The sequence below is a fragment of the Microbacterium halotolerans genome (assembly GCF_003569805.1).
Lineage (GTDB): Bacteria > Actinomycetota > Actinomycetes > Actinomycetales > Microbacteriaceae > Microbacterium > Microbacterium halotolerans.
Map to the genome: position 1 here is coordinate 531,341 of NZ_KZ984051.1, position 22,237 is coordinate 553,577.

Sequence of the window (22,237 nt, forward strand, 5' to 3'; positions counted from 1 at the left end):
ATCCGGTATGTCGTGGGGCCGCATCAAGACTATCGGGCTGGGGCTGAGCCGGCCCGGATGCGCTCGGACTAGGATTGTGCGGTTAGGTTGGTTCGGTGCGCCTCGTCATTGCCGAATGCTCCGTCGACTACACCGGCCGCCTCAACGCCCACCTGCCGCTCGCGAAGCGTGTGCTGATGCGCAAAGGCGACGGCAGCGTCCTCATCCATTCCGACGGCGGCTCGTACAAGCCGTTGAACTGGATGAGCCCGCCGTGCCGCACGGACGTGTCGGAGCCGGATGAGGAACTCGCCTCGGCAGGCGTCGTCGAGGTGTGGAAGGTGACGCACCAGAAGTCGGGCGACGCGCTCACGGTCCGCATCCACGAGATCATCTCGGACTCCTCCCATGACCTCGGTGTCGACCCCGGCCTGATCAAGGACGGCGTCGAGTCCGACCTGCAGCGCCTCCTGGCCGAGCAGGTCGACCGCGTCTCCGAGGGAGCGGCGCTCGTGCGGCGCGAGTTCCCCACGGCGATCGGCCCCGTCGACCTGATGGTGCGCGGCGCCGACGGCCAGCACATCGCCGTCGAGATCAAGCGCCGCGGCGACATCGACGGCGTCGAGCAGCTCACGCGCTATCTCGACCTGCTCGGCCGCGACCCGCTGCTGACGGGCATTCGGGGCGTATTCGCCGCCCAGGAGATCAAGCCGCAGGCCCGCACGCTCGCCGAAGACCGCGGCATCGAGTGCCTCGTGCTCGACTACGACGACATGAAGGGCATCGAGTCGGGCGTCCCCCGCCTGTTCTGACGCTGCCGAGATGCGCACTTCTCGTCGAGATGCGCCGGTTTTGACGTGATTTCGTCGGAAAAGTGCGCACCTCGGCGGCTCGGCACGGGGCATCGCGCGCGGAAAGGTCCCCATCCGGAGGTCGATAGGCTGGGTGCATGGCTGATGTGCGCGAGTTCACGTGTGTTCTGTGGGATGTCGACGGGGTGATCGCCGACGCGACGGCCGGCATCATGCCGCGCGTGCAGCAGGTGCTCACCGAGCTCGGACATCCGGTGCCCACCTTCGAGGATCTGCGCGCCTGGATCGGACCTCCGATGCTCGAATCGTTCCAGGTGCGGGCAGGGCTCGATCCGGATGAGGCCATCACGGCGGTCGGCATGTACCGCGAGCTGGCCTCCCGCGGCGGCTACGCCACGTCGGTCAGGCTGTACGACGACATCCCCGAGCTGGTGCGCGAGGTGAGCGCGGCCGGTGTGCCGATCTCGACGGCGAGCACCAAGCCCGAGAACCAGGTGAGGGCCATCCTCGAGCACTACGGCCTCGACGACGCGTTCACGGCGATCGCCGGCGCGCGCTCCGACGCGGAGATCAACGACACCAAGGCCGTGGTCGTCGGCAAGGCCCTCGAGCGGCTCCGCGCGGCCGGCGCCGACACGTCATCGCCCGTGCTGATCGGAGACCGGCACCACGACGTCGACGGCGCCGCGGAGCACGGTGTCCCCGTCGTCTACGCCAGGTGGGGCTTCGGCAGCCCCGGCGAGGAGGCAGGGTCGATCGCCACAGTCGACACCCCCGCCGCCCTGCGCGAGCTGCTCCGCGCCAGCCTGCCTTCCCTCGCCGCGGCGTAGGCCCGCGCAGGCCGCACTCGCGGTCGCGCGAGCGCACCCTTTCGCGCCGGGCGGGCCCCATCCGGGTGCAAAGCGCCACTCGAACGCAAAGGGCCCGCCCGGAGACGACTCGTGGGCGCGCGACGCGACTCCGCGGCGCCTCTGTCCTCCGCGGAGGATACGCTCTACAGGGTGAGCTTCGATTCCATTACGCCCGCTCAGCTCCGCGATGTCGGCAGCGTGAAGTGGTCGCTCTTCCCAGGCAAGACTCCCGCATTCGTGGCCGAGATGGACTTCGGGATCGCGCCGCCGATCACGCAGGCGCTGCACGACGCGGTCGACAACGGGGCGTTCGGGTACCTGCCGCCCGCAACCGACCTGGCCCTGCGCGAGGCGTTCACCGGATGGGCAGCAGATCGCTACGACTGGCAGGTCGACCCGGATGACGTGAAGCAGATCTCCGACGTCATTCAGGCGTTCCAGGTCGCGATCGAGCATTTCAGCGAGCCGGGTTCGGCGATCGTGCTGCCCACGCCTGCGTACATGCCGTTCCTCACCGTGCCTGCTGTGATGAATCGCAGGATCATCCAGGTGCCGATGCTCCGCACGGAGACCGGATGGGAGTACGACCTCGACGCGCTCGACCGTGCCTTCGCCGACGGCGGCGGGATGCTGATTCTGTGCAACCCGCACAACCCGATCGGGCGGGTGCTGCGCCGCGACGAGATGGCCGCCATCGGCGAGGTCGTCGAACGCCGCGGTGCGCGCGTGTTCTCCGACGAGATCCACGCCCCGCTGGTCTACGCAGACCAGCGGCACGTGCCGTACGCCTCGGTGAACGAGGTCAACGCCGGTCACACGCTCACGGCGACGAGCGCTTCGAAGGCGTTCAACCTTCCGGGGTTGAAGGCCGCACAGGTCGTGCTGTCGAACGACGCCGATCGGAAGTACTGGTCGGACAACGCCCGTGCGCTGCACTTCGAAGCCTCGAACCTCGGCGTCGTCGCGAACACCGCGGCCTACACCGGCGGCGGCGCATGGCTCGCCGAAGTGCTGGAGTATCTCGACGGCAACCGCCGCCTGCTCGGCGAGCTCGTGGCCGAGCACCTGCCGGGAGTGCGCTACACCGCACCCGAGGGCACGTACCTCGGCTGGCTGGACTGCTCGGCGCTGGAGCTTCCCGGCTCGCCCGCGGAGTTCTTCGCCGACTCAGCCGACGTCGTCCCGACCGACGGCGCGCTCTGCGGCGACGGCAACGCGCACGCGGTCCGCTTCAACTTCGCGACCCCGCGCCCGATCATGGAGCAGGCCATCCGGGCCATGGGCGAGGCCGTGCGCGCCCGCTGACCGGCTCCGACCCGCGAGCGCACCGCTTGCCTCTGAGCGGATCCGTTGTTCACAGGCAGAAGGAGTCCGCTCGGGCACAAGGGGGCCACTCGCGTCAGCTCCGGCGCCGACTCTCCAACGCAACGACGAAGGCCTCGTTCGCAGAATGCGAACGAGGCCTTCGTGAGATCTGCCGGACTACAGCGGCCGGATGCTCTCCGCCTGCAGGCCCTTCGGGCCCTGTGCGATCTCGAACTCCACGCGCTGGTTCTCTTCCAGCGAGCGGTAGCCCTGCGAATCGATGGCGGTGTAGTGCGCGAAGACGTCAGAGCCGCCCTCGTCGGGAGAGATGAAGCCGTAGCCCTTCTCCGAGTTGAACCACTTGACGGTACCCTGCGTGCTCATGTATTGCCGTTCTATAGAGATGAAGCCGACTCAGATTGCGTGTCGGCCAGTTCCCACGCTAACCGTTCGATCGCTCTGGCGATAGAGCGCGAGGGAATCTGCTTCGGATTCACAGGAATCTTCCCCGCGAAGGCATAAAACGGCCCCCGCCGTTGGGGGGAAACAGCGGGGGCCGGACGACCGAGAGAGGACGTCTTGTCACAGTATACGGCAGTGTCCCCCATTCGGGGGACACGAGCACTGAACTGCCCGGGCAGACGCAGGTGCTTCCTGACCGTGTCGACGGAATGAAACGACGTCCTTTCGCGCTGTAACTCGGTGACCATCCCCAACAGAAAGCCGACTATGCGCGCGCTCATCCACAACACCTTCGGCGACCCCGCCCAGCAGCTCCACGTGCAGGAGGTTCCCGATCCAGTTCCCGCCCCCGGCCAGGTGCTCGTGCGCACCACGCTCTCGCCGATTCACAACCACGATGTGCTCACGGTGTCGGGGGACTACGGCTTCGTGCCGCCGCTTCCCGCGCCGTCGGGCACGGAGGCGACCGGAGTCGTCGAAGCCCTCGGCGAGGGCGTCGACTCACTGCAGGTCGGCCAGCGGGTCTCGGGCGGCACGTTCGGTGCGTGGGCGGAGAAGTTCGTCGCGAACGCGGCGGGCCTCGTTCCGGTGCCGGATGCTCTGGATGACGAATCGGCCGCGCAGCTCATCTCGATGCCGGCAAGCGCACTGGCGCTGCTGAACGCGCTCGGCGTGAGCGAGGGCGACTGGATCGCGCAGAACGCCGCGGGCGGAGCGGTGGGCAGGCTCATCGCACAGTTCGCCCGCAGCCGCGGCGTGAACGTGCTCGGACTCGTGCGCCGCAGCGAGGGCGTTGCCGAGCTCGCCGCCGCAGGAATCGATCGCGTCGTGGCGACCGACCGCGACGACTGGCGCGCCGCGGCGGCCGAGATCACCGGCGGCGCGCCTGTCGCCGTCGGCGTCGACTCAGTCGGCGGGCCCGCCGTAGGCGACATGCTCGAGCTCGTCGCCGACGGCGGCCGGGTCGTGCTGTTCGGCGCCATGGGCTCGGCGCGGATCGAGGCGGCGAGCCGCCACATCATCTTCCGTCAGGTCACGATCGAAGGCTTCTGGGGATCCAAGGTCATGTCCGCCATGGATCCGGTCGAACGCGCCTCGCTCATCCGGGAAGTCGTCGAACGCGCCGTCGCCGGCGACATCACGCTTCCGGTCAAGGAGATCTTCTCGTTCGACCGGATCGCCGACGCCGTCGCCGCCCACAACCGCCCAGGACGCGCGGGCAAGGTGCTGCTGCGGCCGTGACCGAGCTGCCGAGATGCGCACCTTTTCGACATCCGGGCGTCAAAAACGGCGCATCTCGACGAAAGGTGCGCATCTCGGCATCGGCCCGGATCAGAAGTACGTGTCGATGATCTCGGTGATGCGGTCGTGGTCGTCGGCGACAGGGATCCTGCGCCACTTGTCGAACGCGGTGCAGGGGTGGGAGATGCCGAAGCAGACCAGGTCGCCCGGTCGCGGCGCGAAGCCGTCCTCGCAGCTCAGGTAGGCGTGCTGGTCGTCCATCTTCGTCACCGCTGCTCCGTCGGCGATCTCGGAGACGACGCCGTCGGCGGTGCGCAGTCGGAGCGGAACGGGCATGCCCTCGTCATACGGCGCGTCTCGCTTGCCCATTCCGATGATCGCGTGCCCCGGCTCGGGCACAGACACCACGTGCGCCCAGATCTCCAGCGCGGCGTCGAGACGCCCCTCCTCCGGAATCCGGTTGAACGCGGTCTTTCCCACGTACACGCCGTCGTCGTGCGACACGTACGCCCCGCTGCGCAGGATCACCTGCGCCTCGTCGGCGAGCGCCTCGCCGAGCTCGACCGCCACCCTGTCGAAGTACGCACTGCCGCCGGCCGTCACGATCGGCCGCTCCGGAAGCACGCCCTCCAGGCGGAGCCGTCGGGTGATCGCTCTGACGCCGTCGAAGTAGGCGGTCACCTCGGCAACGCTGTGCAGCCCTCCCTCGTACGAGGAGACTCCGGCGAGCCGTACGCCCTCGCTGCGGTGCACGATGTGCGCCAGCCGCGACGCCTCATCCGGCTCACGCACGCCCGTGCGGCCTCCGGCGTGGCCGATGTCGACTAGCACCGGGAGCTCGACGCCGGCGCGCACGCCCTCGCGCGCAGCCGCGGCGACGCCCTCGTCCGAGTCGACGAGGAACAGGATCTCGCCCTTTCCCCCTGCGGCCTCGTCCGCGATCCATCTCAGCGTCGCCGGGTCGAGCACCTCGTTCGCGATCAGGATGCGCGACGCACCGAAGCCGCGCGCCGCACGCGCCTGATGCCCCATCGCGACGGTGATCCCCCACGCGCCGGCAGCGAGCTGTCTGGCGAACAGCTGCGGCGACATCGTGGTCTTGCCGTGCGGCGCGAAGCTCAGATCGTGCCGTGCGCAGAAGTCGGCCAGAGACCGGATGTTTCGCTCGAGCGCGCGCTCGCGCAGGACCATCACGGGGAACGAGACGCTGTCGTCGAAGAGCGTCCTGCCGTCCCCGCCGCCCGGCCACAGCCCCTTCGTCGCCCACGGCGCCGAGATCGTCTCCGTCATGCTCTCTCCGTTCCTGCACGGTCCTGCGATGCTTCCGCCGTCAACGATGACACGTCCCGACGCAGACCGCGGCCGGGAGTCCTGCCCGTCAGCGCACCGCCCGCGAGGACCGGGACGCCGGCCACGAGCACGTCGTCGATGCCCTCCGCGAGACGGAGCGGGTTCGCGTAGTCCGCCCTGTCGGCGACCGCGGCCGGATCGACGAGCACGAGGTCGGCGTGGAACCCGGCCCGCACGGCGCCGCGCCGCCCCAGCCCCATCCGCGCGGCGGGGCGCTCCGACAGGCGGGTCACCGCCTGCTGCCATGTCCACCTGCCGTCGGCGGCCATCGCGAGCAGCCGTGCGAAGGCGCCGTACGCCCGGGGATGCGGCGCCTGTCCGACGAAGATGCCGTCCGACCCGCCCATGAAGCCCGGATGGGAGAACAGCCTGGTCAGGTTGTCCATCGGCCGCTCGTCGAGCACGGCCATCACGGCGCCGACGCGCATGTCACCGGCGACGAGCATCCGGATGGTCGCCTCCGCCGCGTCGACGCCGAGCCGCCGCGCGACCTCCGCGAGCGTCAGCCCGACGCACCAGGCCCACTCACTGTTCGGCATCGAGGAGATCGTGATCATGCCCGGCCAGTCGGGCCCGAGACTCGGGTGCTCGGCCACGCGAGGGAACCAGTCGGTGCGCAGTCTGGTGACCTCATCCGGATTCTGCAGCCGCGCCGTCGCATCGCCCGCGGCGAGCGCGCTGTACTCGGGCGGCAGCGTCGGCATCGACAGCAGCGAGGCACCGCGCGTGTACGGGTACATGTCGAAGCTCGCATCCGCCCCGCCGTCGGCGAGTTCGCTCATGAGACGCCAGCCGCGCTCGGCATCGAGGTGGAAGTGCGAGATGTGAGCTGCGACGCCGCTGTGCGCGCAGATCGCGGCGATCTCGCGCACCCCGACGTCCGAGCCTCGCTCGTATCCGCCCCTCATGTGCGTCACGTACAGCGCGTCGGCCGCGGCAACGGGCTCGGTCAGCTTCGCGATCTCGGCGGTATCGGCGAACAGGCCCGGCACGTAGTCGAGACCGGTCGACAACCCGAGCGCGCCGTCGCGCAGGCCGTCTGCGACCAGCGTCTGCATCCGCCGCAGCTGCTCGTCGTCCGCCAGGTCGGCGGACATTCCCATCACTTCGTGGCGCACGGTGCCTGCCGGCACGAGGAAGCCGACGTTCACGGGCGTCGCGTCGTCGTACGTCGCCAGCAGGTCGGCTGTGCCTCCCCCGCGGAACTGCGGATGCCTGCCGTTGATCGCGGCGAAGTAGTCGCTCGCCCAGCGCCCGTCGCCGGGCGCGTAGGAGACGCCGTCCTGGCCTGCGATCACCGTTGTGACGCCCTGGCGCAGGAGCGCGAGCTGCACCTCCGGGTCGAACACCCGACCGTCGGCGTGGGAGTGCGCGTCGATGAAGCCTGGCAGCACGAGGCGCCCTCCGGCGTCGATCGCCTCATCGCCGGTTCGTGGATCGATGCGCCCGACCTCCGAGATCCGGCCGTCGGCGATCGCGACGTCAGCGCGCGTTCCCGCCTCGGCGCGCTCGTCGACGACGACGCCTCCCCGGATGACGGTGCGTGTCATGAGGACACGCGCTGGGCGAGCAGGTCGATCTGGCGCGGATCGCTCAGCGCAGAGCCGACGGCCACGACCGAGACCCCCGCGGCGAGGAACTCGTCGGCGTTGTGCGCGTCCATGCCGCCGGTGGCGACGAACCGGATGCCCGGAAACGGGCCGCGCATCGTGCGGAACCACGAGGCGCCGAGCGTGGCAGCCGGAAAGGCCTTCACCCAGCCGACGCCGAGCGCCTGCGCGCGCTGCACTTCGGTCGCCGTGGCGACACCCGGCAGGTGCGGCATCTCGCGACGTCGGCTCGCGTCGAGCACGCTGCCGTCGGTACCCGGCGCAACGGTGAAGGCGGCGCCGGCGCTCGCGCTGGCCTCGACCTGCTCGAGGGTGACGACCGTGCCGGATCCGACCCCTCTTCCCCGTTCCCTGCCTGCTGCGACGACCGCCTCGAGCGACGGAACGGCATCCGGCGTCTGGATCGGCACCTCGACGAGCCCGATGCCGAGATCCCATGCCCGGGTCGCCAGCGTGACGGCCTCGGCCGGGGCCATTCCGCGCAGGATCGCCATGAACCGCTGCCCGTCGAACAGCTCGTCGAACGTCACCATCGCACCGTCTCCTCCCGCGCCGCGAAGCGCAGCGCGTTCCATTCCTCTTCGCCGATCGCGGCGAGTTCTCTGAGCCGCTGTGCGGGCCCCGGATCCGGGGTGTCTCCGCGGTGCCGCAGCGCATGCGCCGCCATCACGTGACCGCGACGCAGGCAGGTGCGCTCGTCCGCGCCGCCCAATCGGCCGTCCAGGTAGCCGGCGGCGAACGCGTCTCCCGCTCCGATCGGCTCCACCACGTCGACCGTGGGGGCGGGAACGTGCACGCGTTCGGTGCCGACGAAGCTCGTCGCGCCGACGTCGGCGTCCTTGACGACGAGCGAGCCGACATCCGGCAGCAGCTCGCGCACCTCGTCCGCCGTTCCCGCTCCCCACAGCTCTGCCGCCTCGTCGCGGCCGACGAAGACGATGTCGGCACGGCGGGCGTGCTCGAGCAACACGGGTGCTGCTCGCTCCACCGCCCAGAGTCGGGGGCGGAAGTTCACGTCGAAGGTCGTCATGACGTCGCCCGACCGGCCGGACAGCACGGCGTCGACGACGTCGTTGCACGATTCCGACAGTGCGGCCGTGATGCCGGACAGATGGCACACGTGGCGCTCGGCCAGACGCAGGCCCACGAGATCGGCAGGGCTCATCGCCGACGCGGCGGAGTGCGCGCGGTAGTAGAGCACATCGCTGCGGCCGTCGACGACGTCCTTGAAGTAGACCCCTGTCTGCCTGGCGTCGTCTTCGACGACGCCAGAGACCTCGACGCCGCGGAGGCGCAGCGAATCGAGGATCCGGCTGCCGAACGGATCGGCGCCGACTCTGCTGAACCACTCCGCGCGACGGCCGAGATGAGTCAGCCCGACCGCGACGTTCGACTCGGCTCCCGCAACATGCAGCTCGGCCGTCTCGGCACTGCGCAGCCCCTCGCCCACCGAGGCGATGAGAACCATGCTCTCGCCGAGGCAGAGCACATCGGCAGGTTCCGCGGCGCTCACCGCCTTGATCCGGAGTGTTGCATTATTTGCACAATCTGTTGCGATATTCGATGTACATTGAGCATAGGTTCGCGTCGGGAACGACGTCAAGGCCGACCCGCCCGACACAACGCAGTCGATACGCCGGATGCCTCCGGCACCATCCGCGGCAGTCCGCGCTTCTCGCTCGCACAGTCCAGCGGACCGACTGCGCTGTGCACGCAACGCCCGCGAGAGTCGCTCGGCGAGGTGCTCGGTCCCGGTTCGCGCACTGTGACAGCATGAGCGCATCGCTCAGGCCTATTTCGGGAGACACAGTGTCGCAGACCGTGCAACGCGCGACGGAGCTCATCGAGTTCATCGCGGAGGACCCGCGCACCCTCGCCGAGGCGGCGGAGAAGTTCGATGTGCATCGCTCGACGGTGTTCCGCCAGCTGCAGACGCTCGAGCGCGCCGGCTTCCTCGTGCACCGGTCGGACGGCCGCTACGCGATCGGTTCGCGCATCATCTCGATCGCTCAGCACGCGCTGGAACGCATCGATCTGCGCCGCATCGCGCACGACCACCTCATCCGGCTGCAGACCCGTGCCGGCTGCACGGTGCACCTCGCGCAGCTGATGGAGAACAGCATCGTCTACGTCGACAAGATCGAGGACACCAGCGGTGTGCGGATGTACTCTCGCGTCGGCAGAACCGTGCTGCCGCAGGCGACGGGGGTCGGCAAGGCGATCCTCGCGCAGCTGCCCACCGCGCGCCGCGACGCCGTGCTCGCCGGCGTCGAATGGCAGGCCTACACAGACACCACGCTGACCGACCGGAAGAGCCTCGACGCCGAGCTCGACCGGATCGCCCGGCGCGGCTGGGCCGTCGACGACAGCGAGTTCGAGGGCTTCACGAACTGCATCGCCGCACCTGTGTCCAACTCGGACGGCACCGTCGTCGGCGCGATCTCGCTCACATCGCTGAAGGCGCTGCACGACCTCGACGACCTGCGCACGCACCTCGACGATCTGCTCGAAACCGCAGGACAGGTCTCGCGGGACCTGGGGTAGGGCGCCACACGAGTGCCCACGCGTTCTCAAGGGGCTTTCGGTGGGCCGAAGTGTGGTCGCCGCTCTCGCCGGTCGGCTCCGGCGTGACGGAGTGCGCCGAACTCACGATGGTGGCGCAGTTCGGGACACCGGAACGGGCGGTGCGACCGGGGTCGGGCGAGGGACGACAAGGGGCGTGTTGCGTGTGATGCAACAGGATTTGTGATTCCTGCACTTTGCCTTAGCATCGTCACGCCCGCTCCTGAGAGGAACACTGATGCCACGCACCGCCATCCGGACCGACACCGCCCCCGCTGCCGCGCACACCTTCTCCCAGGGGGTCAGGCACGGCAACGTGCTGCAGGTCTCCGGTCAGGGTCCGATGGACCCGGAGACGAAGCGCTACATCGCGGCGGGTGACGTGCACGCGCAGACCCTTCGCACCCTCGAGAACGTGCGCGCGATTCTCGAAGCCGGCGGCGCGAGCGTCGGCGACGTGGTGATGTTCCGGGTCTACCTCACCGACCGCGGCGACTTCGCCGCCATGAACGAGGCGTACGGCGACTTCGTCGAGCGCCACGTGGGCGACGGTGTTCTCCCCGGCCGCACCACCGTATTCGTCGGGCTGCCCCATGAGGAGATGCTGGTCGAGATCGACGCCCTCGCTGTCGTGGACTGATCCAGACCGACCGGTGAGCGCTCCTCAGCCCGCCGAACGGGCCCCTCGTCACCGTTCATCGAGACGGAACCGCACCTCGGCGACGAGTCCGCCGCCATGCCGTGAGGTGAGGAGCAGCGTCGCGTCATGGGCGCGTGCGATGCTCTGCACGATCGCAAGCCCCAGTCCGACTCCGGCATGATCTCCGCTGTGCGTGCGTGTCGACGCGCGCTGGAACGGCTCGACGATCGTCTCGAGCACCTCAGGGGCGATCGCCTCGCCGGTGTTCGAGACGATCAGCACGAGGGCGTCGGCCTGCCGCGACAAGTGCACCGACACCGTGCCGCCGTGCCGGAGGTTGTGCACGATGCCGTTGTGCACAAGGTTCGCGATCATCTGCTGCAGCAGTGTGGGAGACCCGATCGTCGGCACCGCCTCACCTGTTACGCGCAATGCGACGCTGTGGCTCTCGGCCAGGGGGAGCAGGTTCTCAGCAGCCTCCTCCGCGAGCAGCAGGAGGTCGACCGGATTCCGTTCGAAGGTCCTGCCGTCGGCGCGAGTCAGCAGCAACAGGGCCTCGGTGAGTTCGATCGCGCGGCTGTTGACGTGCTGCAGCCTTTCGATGAGGTCGTCGACATCGCGCTCCGGGTCTGCCCGTGCCACCTCGAGAAGAGTCTGTGAGATCGCCAGCGGGGTGCGCAGTTCGTGCGAGGCGTTCGCGGCGAACCTCTGCTGCTCGGCGACATGTGCTTCCAACTGCGCGAGCATGACATCGAACACGTCGGCGAGGTCCCTGAACTCATCGCTGCGCCCTTCGAGCGCCACGCGGTATGAGAGCGAGCCCTGTGCAGCGAGCCGCGCGGCCTCGCCTATGCGGTTCAGCGGTGCGAGCATCCGCCCGGCGAGGAGCCAGCCGCCCGCAAGGCCGCATACGATCAGCGCGATCATGGCGGCCGCCGCCCGCGGTACGAACGCGCGCAGCAGATCGTTTCGGTTCGGGACGAAGAACGTCGACGGGATGCTGACATCGGGTACATACCGAAGAAGGAACAACGACACCACGGCAAGCAGCAAGCCGCCGGTGAGCACGACCACCCCTGCATAGCTCAGTGTCAGTCTCATGCGCGCACTGAGTCCGCGCGGCCTACGGGGCAGCATCCGCTTCCGTCTCGATCCGATAGCCCACGCCGGGGACAGTGGCGATCACCCACGGCTCGCCCAGTCGCTTGCGCAGGGTCGACACTGTGATGCGCACGGCGTTCGTGAACGGGTCGGCGTTCTCATCCCAGGCACGCTCAAGCAGCTCCTCGGCGCTGACCACTCCGCCGCCGGCTCCGACGAGCACCTCGAGCACCGCGAACTGCTTGCGGGTGAGCGCGACATACCGGCCGTCGCGGAACACCTCGCGCCGGAACGGATCGACGCGCAGCCCCGCGAGCTCCCGCACCGGTGGGCGAGTGGGAGTGCGGCGCCGGTCGAGCGCGCGCAGCCGCATCACCAGCTCGCGCAGTTCGAAGGGTTTGGTGAGGTAATCGTCGGCTCCCAGTTCGAAACCGCTCGCCTTGTCGTCGAGGCGGTCGGCCGCAGTCAGCATCAGGATCGGGATGCCGCTGCCTGAGGTCACGATCCATGCGGCAACTTCATCACCTGACGGGCCGGGGATGTCGCGATCGAGCACCGCGAGGTCGTAGGAGTTCACAGACAACAGCTCGAGAGCGGTGTCGCCGTCGCCGGCGATATCGGCCGCGATGGCCTCCAGACGCAGCCCGTCGCGAATCGCCTCCGCCAGATAGGCCTCGTCGTCCACGATCAGCACTCTCATAGACGTCAGAGTATGCGCCTGGGCATATCGCCTGCGTATCGAAGAACTCATACGTCATGACAACGTGCATCCGCCTTGGCTGGAGTGCATGAACAGACCAGATCGCCCGAGAACATCGAGAAGCACCTTCCAGAGCACTGACGCCGCTCGCTCCAAGAACCGGATGGGAGTCATCGTCGCGCGCAGTGCATTCGCCCTCGGCGTGGTCAGCCTGGTGGTGCTGATCGTCACGCTCGGTGTCACGGCAGCCGGCACGCTCTGTGCGGCAGCATCATGCGCACCCTCGGAGCCAGGCGCCGCATCGAGCGGCGAGAGCATCGATCTCGGCGAAGATGAGTCGGATGGTCCGAGCGAACGCGAACAGACCGGAGCAGGGGCGGATGGTCCGGCGGCAGGTCCGGAATCCGGGGAGCTGCTCGAGAGCGTCACGCCGTCGGAGACAGGCGTGACCGCGCTGGCGAAACTCGATCCGGGTCTGTTGTCCGCAGTGCAGCAGGCGGCGCGCGACGCCGAGACGGACGGCATCTCACTGTTGATCAACAGCGGGTGGCGTTCGGCGGGTTATCAAGCGCGGTTGCACGACGAGGCGATCGCCGAGTACGGCTCGGAGGACGAGGCCTCGAAATGGGTCGATTCGGTCGAGTCGTCGGCGCATGTGACGGGGGATGCGGTCGATGTCGGCCCCTACAACGCGGCCGAATGGCTGTCTCGCAAGGGCGCGCGATACGGACTCTGCCAGATCTACGCCAATGAGATCTGGCATTTCGAACTGCGACCTGACGCCGCTGATTCCGGATGCCCCGAGCGGCTTGCAGACGCATCCTCGGCACCGTAGAGGAGTTGGAGTTCAGACTGCCCGCGAGGGGAACGATCCCATGCGTCCCGGCAGCACCCCGACGGGACCGCTCAACGTGACGAGAGTCGGGGCGGAGCCGGAGCTTCAGCAAGGCGCGTCACACCGCCACCGCCACCGCCTCGCCGGCTCCGGGCGAACCACCCAGCACCCGCCGCAGGATGATCCTCTCCCCCAGGGTCCAGGTCGTCGTCGTGAGCAGGTAGAGGGCGGCGGCAAGCGGTACGAACGCGGCGACCGCTGCCGTGATGAAGGGCATGAAGCTCAGCACGCGCATCATCCGGGACAGGTCGGGCGCTCCCTCCGGGCGCTCGGCCGGGGTCGTCGGCATGAGCAGACGGCGCGAGGCCTGCGCGACGATCGCGATCAGCACCATGATCGCGACGAACACGGCAGCGGACCCCCAATCGGCGGTACCTGCGGCGATCTGCCCGATGAGCCCTGCGTCCAGCGGGATGCCCAGGAAGGTATGCGTCAGCAGCTCGTTGGCATGCCCATCGATGGTCTGCCGGATGAACAGCCCGTATACGGCCATCAGCAGCGGCGTCTGCGCGAGCACGGGCAGACAGCCGGCGAACGGCGACGACTTCTCCGCCGCATAGAGCTCCATCGTCTTGCGCTGGAGCAGCTCGGGGTTCTTCTTGTGCCGTCTCTGGAGCTCTGCGAGCTGCGGGGCGAGTCGCTGCCGGATGATGCCTGCCCTGACCTGCGACCGGCCGACGGGTATCAGCACGATGCGCACCGCGATCGTGAGCAGGATGACCGCGGCCGCCGCGCTCCCGGTGCCGGCCAGCGGTTCGAGCAGCTCGCTGAGCCGGGTGACCAGCCAGTACGCGGCGCTGATCAGGATTCGGATGGGTGGGAATTCGTAGATGTCCATGTCGTTCTCGTCTCGTTCTGAGGGATGTCGATCGATTGATCGCCTCGTGAGAACGACGAACCCACCCGCGGCGTGCGGGAGAGCATTCCCTGCTGAGATCAGCAGGGGAGGTCGTCGCTCAGGCCGAGGCGTGAACGACGAACGACGGCGCGCGCACCATGGCGGTGCCGCGCGTGCCAGGCTCGCCGGGGTACCGACGGACGGGAGCTGTGCGAACGCGCAGGCCGCTCGGCGGCGCATTCGGGGCGATCAGCAGCGCGCGGGTCAGCGTGCGGAGTACAGTCCGCGGAACGACGACCGCGACGATGAGGGCACCGACGGCGAGGAGGAGCAGCGCCTGGAACGGCGACGACGGGAGGTGCGAACCGAACGCGACCGTGAGCGTCAGCGCGATGAAGTGAAGAGCAAGCCACAGCGAAACCAGCACCGCTCTCACCTCCAACCGCATCGGGTGCGGCCACTCTACTCGGAACGCTCGTTCCCCGAACAGATGAGGCACGTCGCAGCGCCTGCATCCGAACGCTGCAGGCGCTGCGAACCGCGCCGGTCAGTCGATGCTGATGCGGTCGACCGATCCGGACATCCTGGCGACCCTATTGCGGTCGGCCGTACGTCTCGAGAAGGCGGAGCCATATCTCGCTGATCGTCGGGTAGGCGGGAACGGCGTGCCAGAGCCGATCGATGGTGACCTCGCCCACGATCGCGACGGTCGCGGCGTGCACGAGTTCGGCGACGTCCTGACCGACGAATGTCGCGCCGACCACGACATGGCGCCCTTCATCGACGACGAGCTTCGCCCGTCCCGTGTAGCCGTCGGCGTGGAGGCTGGCGCCTGCCACCTGGCCGAGTTCGTACTCGACTGCGCGGACGCGGAAACCCTCCTCGCGCGCCTGAGCCTCGGTGCGCCCGACGGCTGCGATCTCGGGATCGGTGAACACGACGCGCGGCACGGCGCTGCGGTCGGCCGTGGCGACGTGCTTCCCCCACGGGGCATCGGAGACGGGGTCGCCGTTCAGCCGGGCCGCGATCGCCTCGCCTGCGGCGCGTGCCTGATACTTGCCCTGGTGGGTCAGCAGCGCCCGCTGGTTCACGTCGCCGACGGCGTATAGCCAGTCGGTGCCGTCGACGCGCATCGTGTCATCGACCGACAGCTCCGTGCCGACCCCGATCGTGTCGAGGCCGATGGAGTCGACGGCGGGGCGGCGTCCGGTGGCGACCAGGATCTCCTCGGCGACGAGCTCGGTGCCGTCATCGAGCACGACGGTGACGATCCCTTCCTGGTCGCGGTCGACGCGAGTCGGCACGGTTCCCGTGCGCACGTCCACTCCTTCGTCGGCCAACGCCGTCGCGACGAGCTCGCCGGCGAAGGCCTCCTCGTGATTCAGGATGGCACCGCGAGAGAGCAGCGAGACGCGCGAACCGAGCGAGGAGAATGCGAAAGCCATCTCGGTGCCTGCAACGCCACCCCCGATGATGACGATCCGAGACGGGACGTGGTCGGCCGATGTCGCCTCGCGGGTGCCCCACGGAGCGGCATCGGCGAGTCCCGCGATGTTCGGGAGAACGGGGACGGAACCGGTCGCCAGCGCGACGGCTCTCGCCGAGTGAACGCGGTCGTCGACCTGCACAAGGCCGCGGCCGACCAGTCTGCCCCGGCCGCGGATCAGATCGATGCCGGCGGATTCGACCCAGGCGGCCTGCGCCTCATCGTTCCAATCGCTGGTGAACGCCGTCCGCCGAGCGAGGACCGCGGAAGGATCGAAAGTTCCGGAGACTGCCTCGCGTGCGCCGGGGAGCCGACGAGCCGCGCGGACGGCCTGCCCTGAGCGGAGAAGCGCTTTGGAGGGCATGCACGCCCAGTAGGAGCATTCTCCTCCGACGAGGTCGGACTCGACGATGGCGACCCGTAAACCGCGTCGGGTCGCGTAGTCGGCGACGTTCTCTCCGACGGCGCCGCCGCCGATGACGATCAGGTCGTAGTCGTGCATGGGGTTCTCGGCGGCGGTCATGCCGTCTCCCTTCGTAGCATGATGCTGAGTCGGATCGCGGAGATCCGGAAGAGGCTCCCTCCCAGTGTGGCGTATCAGGCGACGGTGGGGGTGGTGATTCAGCCCACAGCGCGGGCACGGGAGATGCCGCGGGCGTCGAGGTCCCTGAGGAAGTCCTCCCATGGAATGACCCCGTGCTCACGGGCCCATGCCTCCCACAGCTCGGCGAGCTCCTCCACCATCTCCGGCCGCCCGTCCGCCAGATCCTCGCTCTCGCTCCGGTCCGTTGAGATGTCGTACAGCTCCCAGGCGCTGCCCCACTCCCTGACCAGCTTGTACGAGCCGCGCCGCACCGCGGCGTTGCCGATGTGCTCCCAGAACAGCGTGCGGTCGTGATCGACCACGGACGGGTGACGCCACGCGCTGAGGAGCGACTCGCCGTCTGTGTCGTGCGTGCCGCCCACAGCGTCCATGACCGTAGCGACGACGTCGATGACGTGCCCGGCCGAGTGGCTGATCGCACCGCCCGCGGGGATGCCCCCGCCGGGCCAGCTGGCGATGAACGGCGTCGAGATGCCGCCCTCGTGCACCCACCTCTTCCACATGCGGAACGGAGTGTTCGAGACCGTCGCCCAGTCGCGGCCGTAGCTCTGGTAGGTCGTGTCCGAGCCTGGCATGACCGCCGGGTCGTTGCCGATGACGATCTCGCGCCCGTCCGGTGTGGTGCGCGGGCAGACGAGCTCCGAGAACCTGTCAAGGCCAGGAGGCAGCTCTTCGGCGCACCCGCCGTTGTCGGAGAGGAACAGGACGATCGTGTCGTCGGCGGCACCCGTCTCGTCCAGTGCGTCGAGAAGGCGTCCTACCCCCTGGTCGAGCGAGGCGACCTGCGCGGCGTACACGGCCATCCGCTCGACCTGCCAATCAGCCTCGTCGTCCGACCAGTCCGGCGTCGGGTGACCCGGGGGGAGCCGGTCGACGCCGGAGACGAGTCCGAGCTCGTCGAGCCTCCGGAGACGCTCCGTCCGAAGCGCAGTCCACCCCTTGCGGAATCGGTCGCGGTACTGCGCGATCTCCTCCTCTCGTGCCTGCAGCGGCCAGTGCGGAGCCGTATAGGCCATGTAGAGGAAGAACGGCGACTGCGACGCGTGCTCGCGGATGAACTGCTCACCGCTCGCGGTGATGTCGTCGGTGAAGTAGTACCCCTCCCCGAGTTCGTCCCCGGAGAGGCGGGTCTCCTGTTCCACCAGCGGTGGCTGGTAGAAGCTCGATGCTCCGGGCAGGATTCCGCGGAATCGGTCGAAGCCCCGGCGCGTGGGCCAGGTGTCTGAGGGCGTACGGTGCTCGCTCGACAGGTGCCACTTGCCGAACAGGCCGTTGATGTAGCCGTGCTCCGACAGCCGCTCGGCGAGCGTGGGAGCATCGAGCGACAGCGAGCCCCGGTAGCCGTTCGGCCGATGATCGGTCGTCAGGACGCCGATCCCGACCGAATGCGGGTGGCGGCCGGTCAGCAGCGCCGCACGTGACGGGCTGCAGCGCGGGGTGACGTAGAACGAGCTCATGCGGACGCCGCGCGAGGCCAGGCGGTCGAGGTTGGGGGTGTCCATCTCGCCCCCGAACGGCGCGATGTCGGAGTACCCGAGGTCATCTGCGAGTATGACGATCACATTGGGCTTCGTCATGAGAGGCCCTCTTCTCGAAGATCGTCTCTCAGATACGGCCGAAGCAGGATCATGATCTTCGACACCGCCTCGTGTCGTGAGAACGCCGAGGTGTCGATGAGCCACTGCGCACCCAACCCGTGCGAGAGCGCCATGATCCATCTGGCGAGGGTCTCCGCGTCCAGCCCCTCGGGCAGCCGATCCACGTCGACGACCTCGGTGACGTAGCCGATCATGCGCTCGACGAGCGACTTGTTCCGCTGCACGAACCAGTCGTGGCCCGGATGGTCCTCCGCCAGAGCCTCCGCCGACAGAATCACGAAGAGCTGGACGAGGGCGGGGTTGTCGTCGTTGAGCTCGAGCGTTCGGAAGTACGCCGACAGACCGTCGACGCCGTTCGCACGGCCAGCCGCGCTCAACCGCTCGTTGCCCGCCTCCCGCTCCTGCAGCACCGCGATCAGGAGCGCGGCCTTCGTCGGGAAGTAGTGGAAGATGCCGGCCTGAGTGATACCGACCGTCGCGGCGATGTCGGCCAGACTCACACTGTTGAAGCCCCCACCGGCGAACAGTTCGGCCGCGACGTCGAGGATCTCCTTGCGACGTGCGACGCCGCGAGCCTGCGGCGCGCGTCCGCTCGTACCTGGCTGACTCATCGAGGCCCCTTTCGAGGTTTTCTGGGCGGGAGGAATCATGCGATGGCCTTGTCCAGATCCGGCGTCGCAGCCAGCAACGTCCGAGTGTACTCGTCGCTCGGAGAGCCGAACACCTGAGCGGCCGTGCCCTGCTCGACGAGGCGGCCCTTGTGCATGACCGCGACGCGATGGCTGATCTCTCGCACCACGGCGAGGTCGTGCGAGATGAAGAGGTAGGCGAGCTTCAAGTCGCGCTGCAGCTCCTTCAGCAGCTCCAGGATCTGCGCCTGGATGGACACGTCGAGGGCGGAGACGGGCTCGTCGAGGATCAGCAGCTGCGGATCGGTGGCGAGAGCCCGCGCGATCCCGATGCGCTGGCGCTGCCCACCTGAGAAGGCCCACGGGTAGCGGTCCAGGTACTCCGCTCCGAGGCTGACGCGCTCGAGCAGCTCGACGGCGCGCCCACGCAGGTCCTTCCGCGGCACCCCGGCGACCTGCAGCGCTTCCTCGATCGACTGGCCGGCGGTTCGACGCGGATTCAGGGACGAGTACGGGTCCTGGAAGACGTACTGCACAGCGCGGATGTTCTCGTTCCGCTGCTCCGAGCCCACATTCAGGATCGAACGACCAGAAATCAGGATGTCGCCCTCGGCGAGATCGTTGATACCGACGATCGTGCGCGACAACGTGGACTTTCCGCAGCCCGACTCTCCCACGAGCGCCAGAGTCTCGCCCTCCCCGATCCGCAACGAGACGCCGTCGACGGCATAGAACGCAGTGGCGCGTCGGAGCAGCCCCCGTCGCTGCGTGCTGACGTCGACCCGCAGATCCCGCACCTCGAGGACCGAGGTCGTCGCCGGTTCGGGGCTGTCGTCCCGCAGCGGAGCATCCATCTTGGGGATCGCCGCCATGAGCCCGACAGTGTACGGGTCGGCGGGCCTCCTCAGCACCTGGGCGACCGGACCGCGCTCGACGATGCGGCCTCGGTACATGACCACGACGTCGTCGCACAGCTCGGCCACGACGCCCATGTCGTGCGTGATGAAGACGATGCCGATTCCGAGGTCATCGCGGAGGTCGCGCAGCAGGTCCAGTATCTGGGCTTGGACCGTCACATCCAGCGCCGTGGTCGGCTCGTCGGCGATCAGGATCTCTGGATCGTTGGCAAGTGCGATCGCGATCACGACCCGCTGGCGCATCCCACCGGAGAACTGGTGCGGATACCTCTCCGCTGCTGCTTCCGGGTCGGGGATCCCCACCTTGTGGAGCAGCTCGATGGCGCGCCTTTCGGCATCCGCTCGGCTGACGCCGTGGATGCGCATCGCCTCGGCGACCTGCTCCTTGACCCGGAGAACCGGATTCAGCGCCGATTGAGGGTCCTGGAAGATCATCGCGACGCGTGTCCCGCGGATGGTCTGCATCTCCTTGTCGGGCAGCGACACGACATCGCGTCCAGCGAGCTCGATCCGTCCGCGGGAGACGCGTCCGGGGTGCCGGACCATCCGCATGATCGCGCGGGACGTGACGGACTTGCCGGATCCGGACTCTCCGACGATGCCGAGGATCTGACCGGGTCGGAGCTCGAACGAGACGCCATCGACCGCAAGAAGGGTGCCGGAGGGCAGGTCGAAGGTCACCTGAAGGTCATCGACGACGAGAATCGGCGCGGCGCTGCTCTCATTGCTCATTTGCGGTTCACCGTTTCATTGAGTGCGTCGGATATGAGACTGAACGACATCGCCAGCAGGATGAGCACGATCGTCGGACCCAGGATGTACATCGGCGCCTGTTCGATGAAGCGCATCCCGACGTTCAGAAGCGAGCCGAGCGAGGGCTCTGGTGGCTGGATACCCAGACCGATGATGCTGAGGCCCGACTCTATGAAGATCGCGACGACGACGAACAGTGCCCCACTCACCAGGATCGGGTCGATGGAGTTGGGCAGGATGTGACGCACCAGGATCGTGCCCTTGCGAATGCCGAGCGCTCGGGCCGCGATGACGTACTCGCGGTTCATCTGCTCCAGCAGCGCCGCGCGCGCCTGGCGCCCGAAGAACGGCAGCCCCCCGATCGTGATCGCGACGACCAGCGCACCCCAGCCGGCCCCCATGATCAGCGCGATGCAGATTCCGAGCACGATGCCGGGGAAACCGAGGATGATGTCGAGCAGACGCTGCACGAGCGATCCGGCCAGCCTCGACAGGGCGCCGATGAGCCCCAGCGTCGTCCCCAGGACCATGCTCAGCGGCACGGCCACGAGGATGATGGTGAAGTCGGTGCGAAGACCGTAGATCGTGCGCACGAGCAGATCGCGACCGAGATCATCGGTGCCGAAAGCGTGCGCCAGGCTCGGGCCTGCGAGCGAGTTCGCGCTCTGCTGGTCGTACCCATCGGGAAAGATCAGCGGAGCAAGCAGAGCCAGGGCGGCGAGAAGGGCCAAGACGATGAGTCCGCTCATCCCGCGTGGCGAGCGGAACCCGGCGAGGTAGCGACGCAGAGTCGCATTCGGGGTCAGTCGTCGTTGGAGTCCCTCGATCGTGCGGACGGCGTGCGTCGACGGAACGGTCGACTTCTCCGTCTTGCGGAGGCGGGGAGGAAGCTCTGACATGTCACGCGTCCAATCTGACTCGCGGATCGAGGGCAGCGAGCACCATCTCCGTGACGAGCTGCGAGATCACGGCGATGAGCACCGCACCGATGATCAGCACCTGAAGGAGCTGATAGTCACGGCTGTTGACGGCTTGGAGGGCGAGCTGGCCCAGCCCATCGCGGGCGAAGATCGCCTCGATGATCACGGAGCCGCCCAGGAGATCACCGATGCGGACGCCGATGGCCACGACCGCGGCACCCAGGCTCGTCCGCAGCACGTGCCGGTAGGTGATCCGCTGGGAGGACGCGCCCTTGGCGCGGGCCAGATCGACGAACTCCTCACCACGAGTGGTCAGCAGCGTCGTCTGGAGAAGGCGCGCGATCCCCGGGGCCTGGGTGAGCCCGAGGGCGAACGCCGGAAGCAGGAGGTACTGAAGGCCGATGCCGAAGTCTTCGAGCAGTCCGACCTCGCCGCTGACTGGCAGGATGCGCCATGCGACGCCGAAGAGCACGATGAGCAGCAGACCCGCCAGGAATGCGGGCGTTGCTATCAGCAGGGTGTTCGTCGAGTCGACCGCGAAGCGCCCGACCTTCGAACGAACCGATCCGCCGAGGATGCCGAGACCGAGACCGATGACGACCATGAAGAGGGCGGCGAGCAGTGCGAGCTCGATCGTGCTCTCGGCCCTGGCCAGAATGAGCTCACCGACCGGACGGTTGAAGATGTACGACATGCCGAGGTCTCCGCGGAGGAGACCGCCGAACCACGTCAAGTACTGCATGACCGGATGCTGGTTGAGACCCAGCCGCTCCCTGACCTCGTCGATCTGCTCGGCACTGGCGTCCGGCCCCGCGATCGTGGACGCGGGGTCGCCTGGTACGAAGCGGGGCAGGAGGAAGGCGATGACCGAAGTCGCGAACAGGACGAGGATGACGGATGGCAGCTTGCGGAGCAGGAATCTGATCACGATCGATCACGTCCTCGGCTGTGCACGATGCGACGTCGACCGGCGGAACGGCGGC

The 22,237-nt window shown here is 68.3% G+C and carries 22 protein-coding genes; 7 read left to right on the plus strand and 15 right to left on the minus strand.

What is annotated here, in order from left to right; genetic code table 11:
• Positions 1–95 precede the first annotated feature (95 nt).
• The 3 genes from nucS to DZG09_RS02410 all read left to right on the plus strand — a co-directional run bounded on the left by nucS (position 96) and on the right by DZG09_RS02410 (position 2,947).
• On the plus strand, positions 96–791 hold the full coding sequence (gene nucS / locus DZG09_RS02400; RefSeq protein ID WP_119696119.1) for an endonuclease NucS: 696 nt from the start codon (positions 96–98) through the stop codon (positions 789–791).
• A 137-nt stretch (positions 792–928) separates the two neighbouring features.
• Positions 929–1,621 carry an HAD hydrolase-like protein gene (locus DZG09_RS02405; RefSeq protein WP_119696120.1) on the plus strand — a complete coding sequence of 231 codons (693 nt, stop codon included), beginning with the start codon at positions 929–931 and terminating at the stop codon, positions 1,619–1,621.
• 171 nt (positions 1,622–1,792) lie between these two features.
• Positions 1,793–2,947: a MalY/PatB family protein gene (locus DZG09_RS02410; protein ID WP_240423633.1), complete on the plus strand. Its 1,155-nt coding sequence runs from the start codon at positions 1,793–1,795 to the stop codon at positions 2,945–2,947.
• A 177-nt stretch (positions 2,948–3,124) separates the two neighbouring features.
• Here the strand turns inward: DZG09_RS02410 and DZG09_RS02415 are convergent, their stop codons facing one another.
• Complete coding sequence (locus DZG09_RS02415; RefSeq protein WP_087053483.1) at positions 3,125–3,331, minus strand: cold-shock protein; 207 nt, start codon at positions 3,329–3,331, stop codon at positions 3,125–3,127.
• A 345-nt stretch (positions 3,332–3,676) separates the two neighbouring features.
• Here DZG09_RS02415 and DZG09_RS02420 point away from each other — a divergent pair, with 345 nt between their 5' ends.
• Complete coding sequence (locus tag DZG09_RS02420) at positions 3,677–4,651, plus strand: zinc-binding dehydrogenase (RefSeq protein ID WP_119696121.1); 975 nt, start codon at positions 3,677–3,679, stop codon at positions 4,649–4,651.
• Between the two features lie 90 nt (positions 4,652–4,741).
• Here DZG09_RS02420 and DZG09_RS02425 read toward each other — a convergent pair whose 3' ends face one another.
• Genes DZG09_RS02425 through DZG09_RS02440 form a run of 4 tightly spaced genes read right to left on the minus strand, consistent with a single transcriptional unit; the run spans position 4,742 to position 9,124 of the window.
• Positions 4,742–5,941 (minus strand): alanine racemase, encoded by a 1,200-nt coding sequence (locus tag DZG09_RS02425; RefSeq protein ID WP_119696122.1) that lies wholly within the window; start codon positions 5,939–5,941, stop codon positions 4,742–4,744.
• The gene (locus tag DZG09_RS02430; RefSeq protein WP_119696123.1) at positions 5,938–7,551 is read right to left on the minus strand and encodes an N-acyl-D-amino-acid deacylase family protein; all 1,614 of its coding nucleotides are present in this window, start codon (positions 7,549–7,551) and stop codon (positions 5,938–5,940) included. Before DZG09_RS02430 ends, DZG09_RS02425 begins: the two co-directional genes overlap by 4 nt.
• Positions 7,548–8,144 (minus strand): bifunctional 4-hydroxy-2-oxoglutarate aldolase/2-dehydro-3-deoxy-phosphogluconate aldolase, encoded by a 597-nt coding sequence (locus tag DZG09_RS02435; RefSeq protein WP_205529030.1) that lies wholly within the window; start codon positions 8,142–8,144, stop codon positions 7,548–7,550. The genes DZG09_RS02430 and DZG09_RS02435 overlap by 4 nt, the downstream gene beginning before the upstream one ends.
• Complete coding sequence (locus DZG09_RS02440) at positions 8,138–9,124, minus strand: sugar kinase (RefSeq protein ID WP_240423635.1); 987 nt, start codon at positions 9,122–9,124, stop codon at positions 8,138–8,140. The genes DZG09_RS02435 and DZG09_RS02440 overlap by 7 nt, the downstream gene beginning before the upstream one ends.
• A gap of 260 nt (positions 9,125–9,384) precedes the next feature.
• On the opposite strand from DZG09_RS02440, the gene DZG09_RS02445 reads away from it, so the two are divergent.
• Both DZG09_RS02445 and DZG09_RS02450 read left to right on the plus strand, forming a co-directional pair.
• Complete coding sequence (locus DZG09_RS02445; protein ID WP_162893121.1) at positions 9,385–10,155, plus strand: IclR family transcriptional regulator; 771 nt, start codon at positions 9,385–9,387, stop codon at positions 10,153–10,155.
• 256 nt (positions 10,156–10,411) lie between these two features.
• Complete coding sequence (locus tag DZG09_RS02450; protein ID WP_119696125.1) at positions 10,412–10,813, plus strand: RidA family protein; 402 nt, start codon at positions 10,412–10,414, stop codon at positions 10,811–10,813.
• A 48-nt stretch (positions 10,814–10,861) separates the two neighbouring features.
• Here DZG09_RS02450 and DZG09_RS02455 read toward each other — a convergent pair whose 3' ends face one another.
• Positions 10,862–11,914 carry a sensor histidine kinase gene (locus DZG09_RS02455; RefSeq protein ID WP_276116028.1) on the minus strand — a complete coding sequence of 351 codons (1,053 nt, stop codon included), beginning with the start codon at positions 11,912–11,914 and terminating at the stop codon, positions 10,862–10,864.
• Positions 11,915–11,936: 22 nt separating this feature from the next.
• Positions 11,937–12,614, minus strand: a complete 678-nt coding sequence (locus tag DZG09_RS02460) for a response regulator transcription factor (RefSeq protein ID WP_119696127.1) — start codon at positions 12,612–12,614, stop codon at positions 11,937–11,939.
• An 88-nt stretch (positions 12,615–12,702) separates the two neighbouring features.
• Here DZG09_RS02460 and DZG09_RS02465 point away from each other — a divergent pair, with 88 nt between their 5' ends.
• A complete protein-coding gene (locus DZG09_RS02465) occupies positions 12,703–13,449 on the plus strand; it encodes a M15 family metallopeptidase (protein WP_240423637.1) in 747 nt (248 codons plus the stop codon).
• 118 nt (positions 13,450–13,567) lie between these two features.
• Here the strand turns inward: DZG09_RS02465 and DZG09_RS02470 are convergent, their stop codons facing one another.
• The 8 genes from DZG09_RS02470 to DZG09_RS02505 form a co-directional block, all read right to left on the minus strand.
• Entirely contained in the window at positions 13,568–14,347 is a 780-nt protein-coding gene (locus DZG09_RS02470; protein WP_119696129.1) for a YidC/Oxa1 family membrane protein insertase, read from the minus strand.
• A gap of 118 nt (positions 14,348–14,465) precedes the next feature.
• On the minus strand, positions 14,466–14,774 hold the full coding sequence (locus tag DZG09_RS02475; RefSeq protein ID WP_162893122.1) for a hypothetical protein: 309 nt from the start codon (positions 14,772–14,774) through the stop codon (positions 14,466–14,468).
• 166 nt (positions 14,775–14,940) lie between these two features.
• Positions 14,941–16,335: a dihydrolipoyl dehydrogenase family protein gene (locus tag DZG09_RS02480; protein WP_119697343.1), complete on the minus strand. Its 1,395-nt coding sequence runs from the start codon at positions 16,333–16,335 to the stop codon at positions 14,941–14,943.
• A gap of 119 nt (positions 16,336–16,454) precedes the next feature.
• Positions 16,455–18,014: an arylsulfatase gene (locus tag DZG09_RS02485; RefSeq protein ID WP_119696131.1), complete on the minus strand. Its 1,560-nt coding sequence runs from the start codon at positions 18,012–18,014 to the stop codon at positions 16,455–16,457.
• A complete protein-coding gene (locus DZG09_RS02490) occupies positions 18,011–18,646 on the minus strand; it encodes a TetR/AcrR family transcriptional regulator (protein ID WP_162893123.1) in 636 nt (211 codons plus the stop codon). Before DZG09_RS02490 ends, DZG09_RS02485 begins: the two co-directional genes overlap by 4 nt.
• A gap of 35 nt (positions 18,647–18,681) precedes the next feature.
• Positions 18,682–20,313: an ABC transporter ATP-binding protein gene (locus tag DZG09_RS02495; protein WP_119696133.1), complete on the minus strand. Its 1,632-nt coding sequence runs from the start codon at positions 20,311–20,313 to the stop codon at positions 18,682–18,684.
• The gene (locus DZG09_RS02500) at positions 20,310–21,233 is read right to left on the minus strand and encodes an ABC transporter permease (protein ID WP_119696134.1); all 924 of its coding nucleotides are present in this window, start codon (positions 21,231–21,233) and stop codon (positions 20,310–20,312) included. The genes DZG09_RS02495 and DZG09_RS02500 overlap by 4 nt, the downstream gene beginning before the upstream one ends.
• A 1-nt stretch (position 21,234) precedes the next feature.
• Entirely contained in the window at positions 21,235–22,182 is a 948-nt protein-coding gene (locus tag DZG09_RS02505) for an ABC transporter permease (RefSeq protein WP_119696135.1), read from the minus strand.
• Between the last annotated feature and the right edge of the window lie 55 nt (positions 22,183–22,237).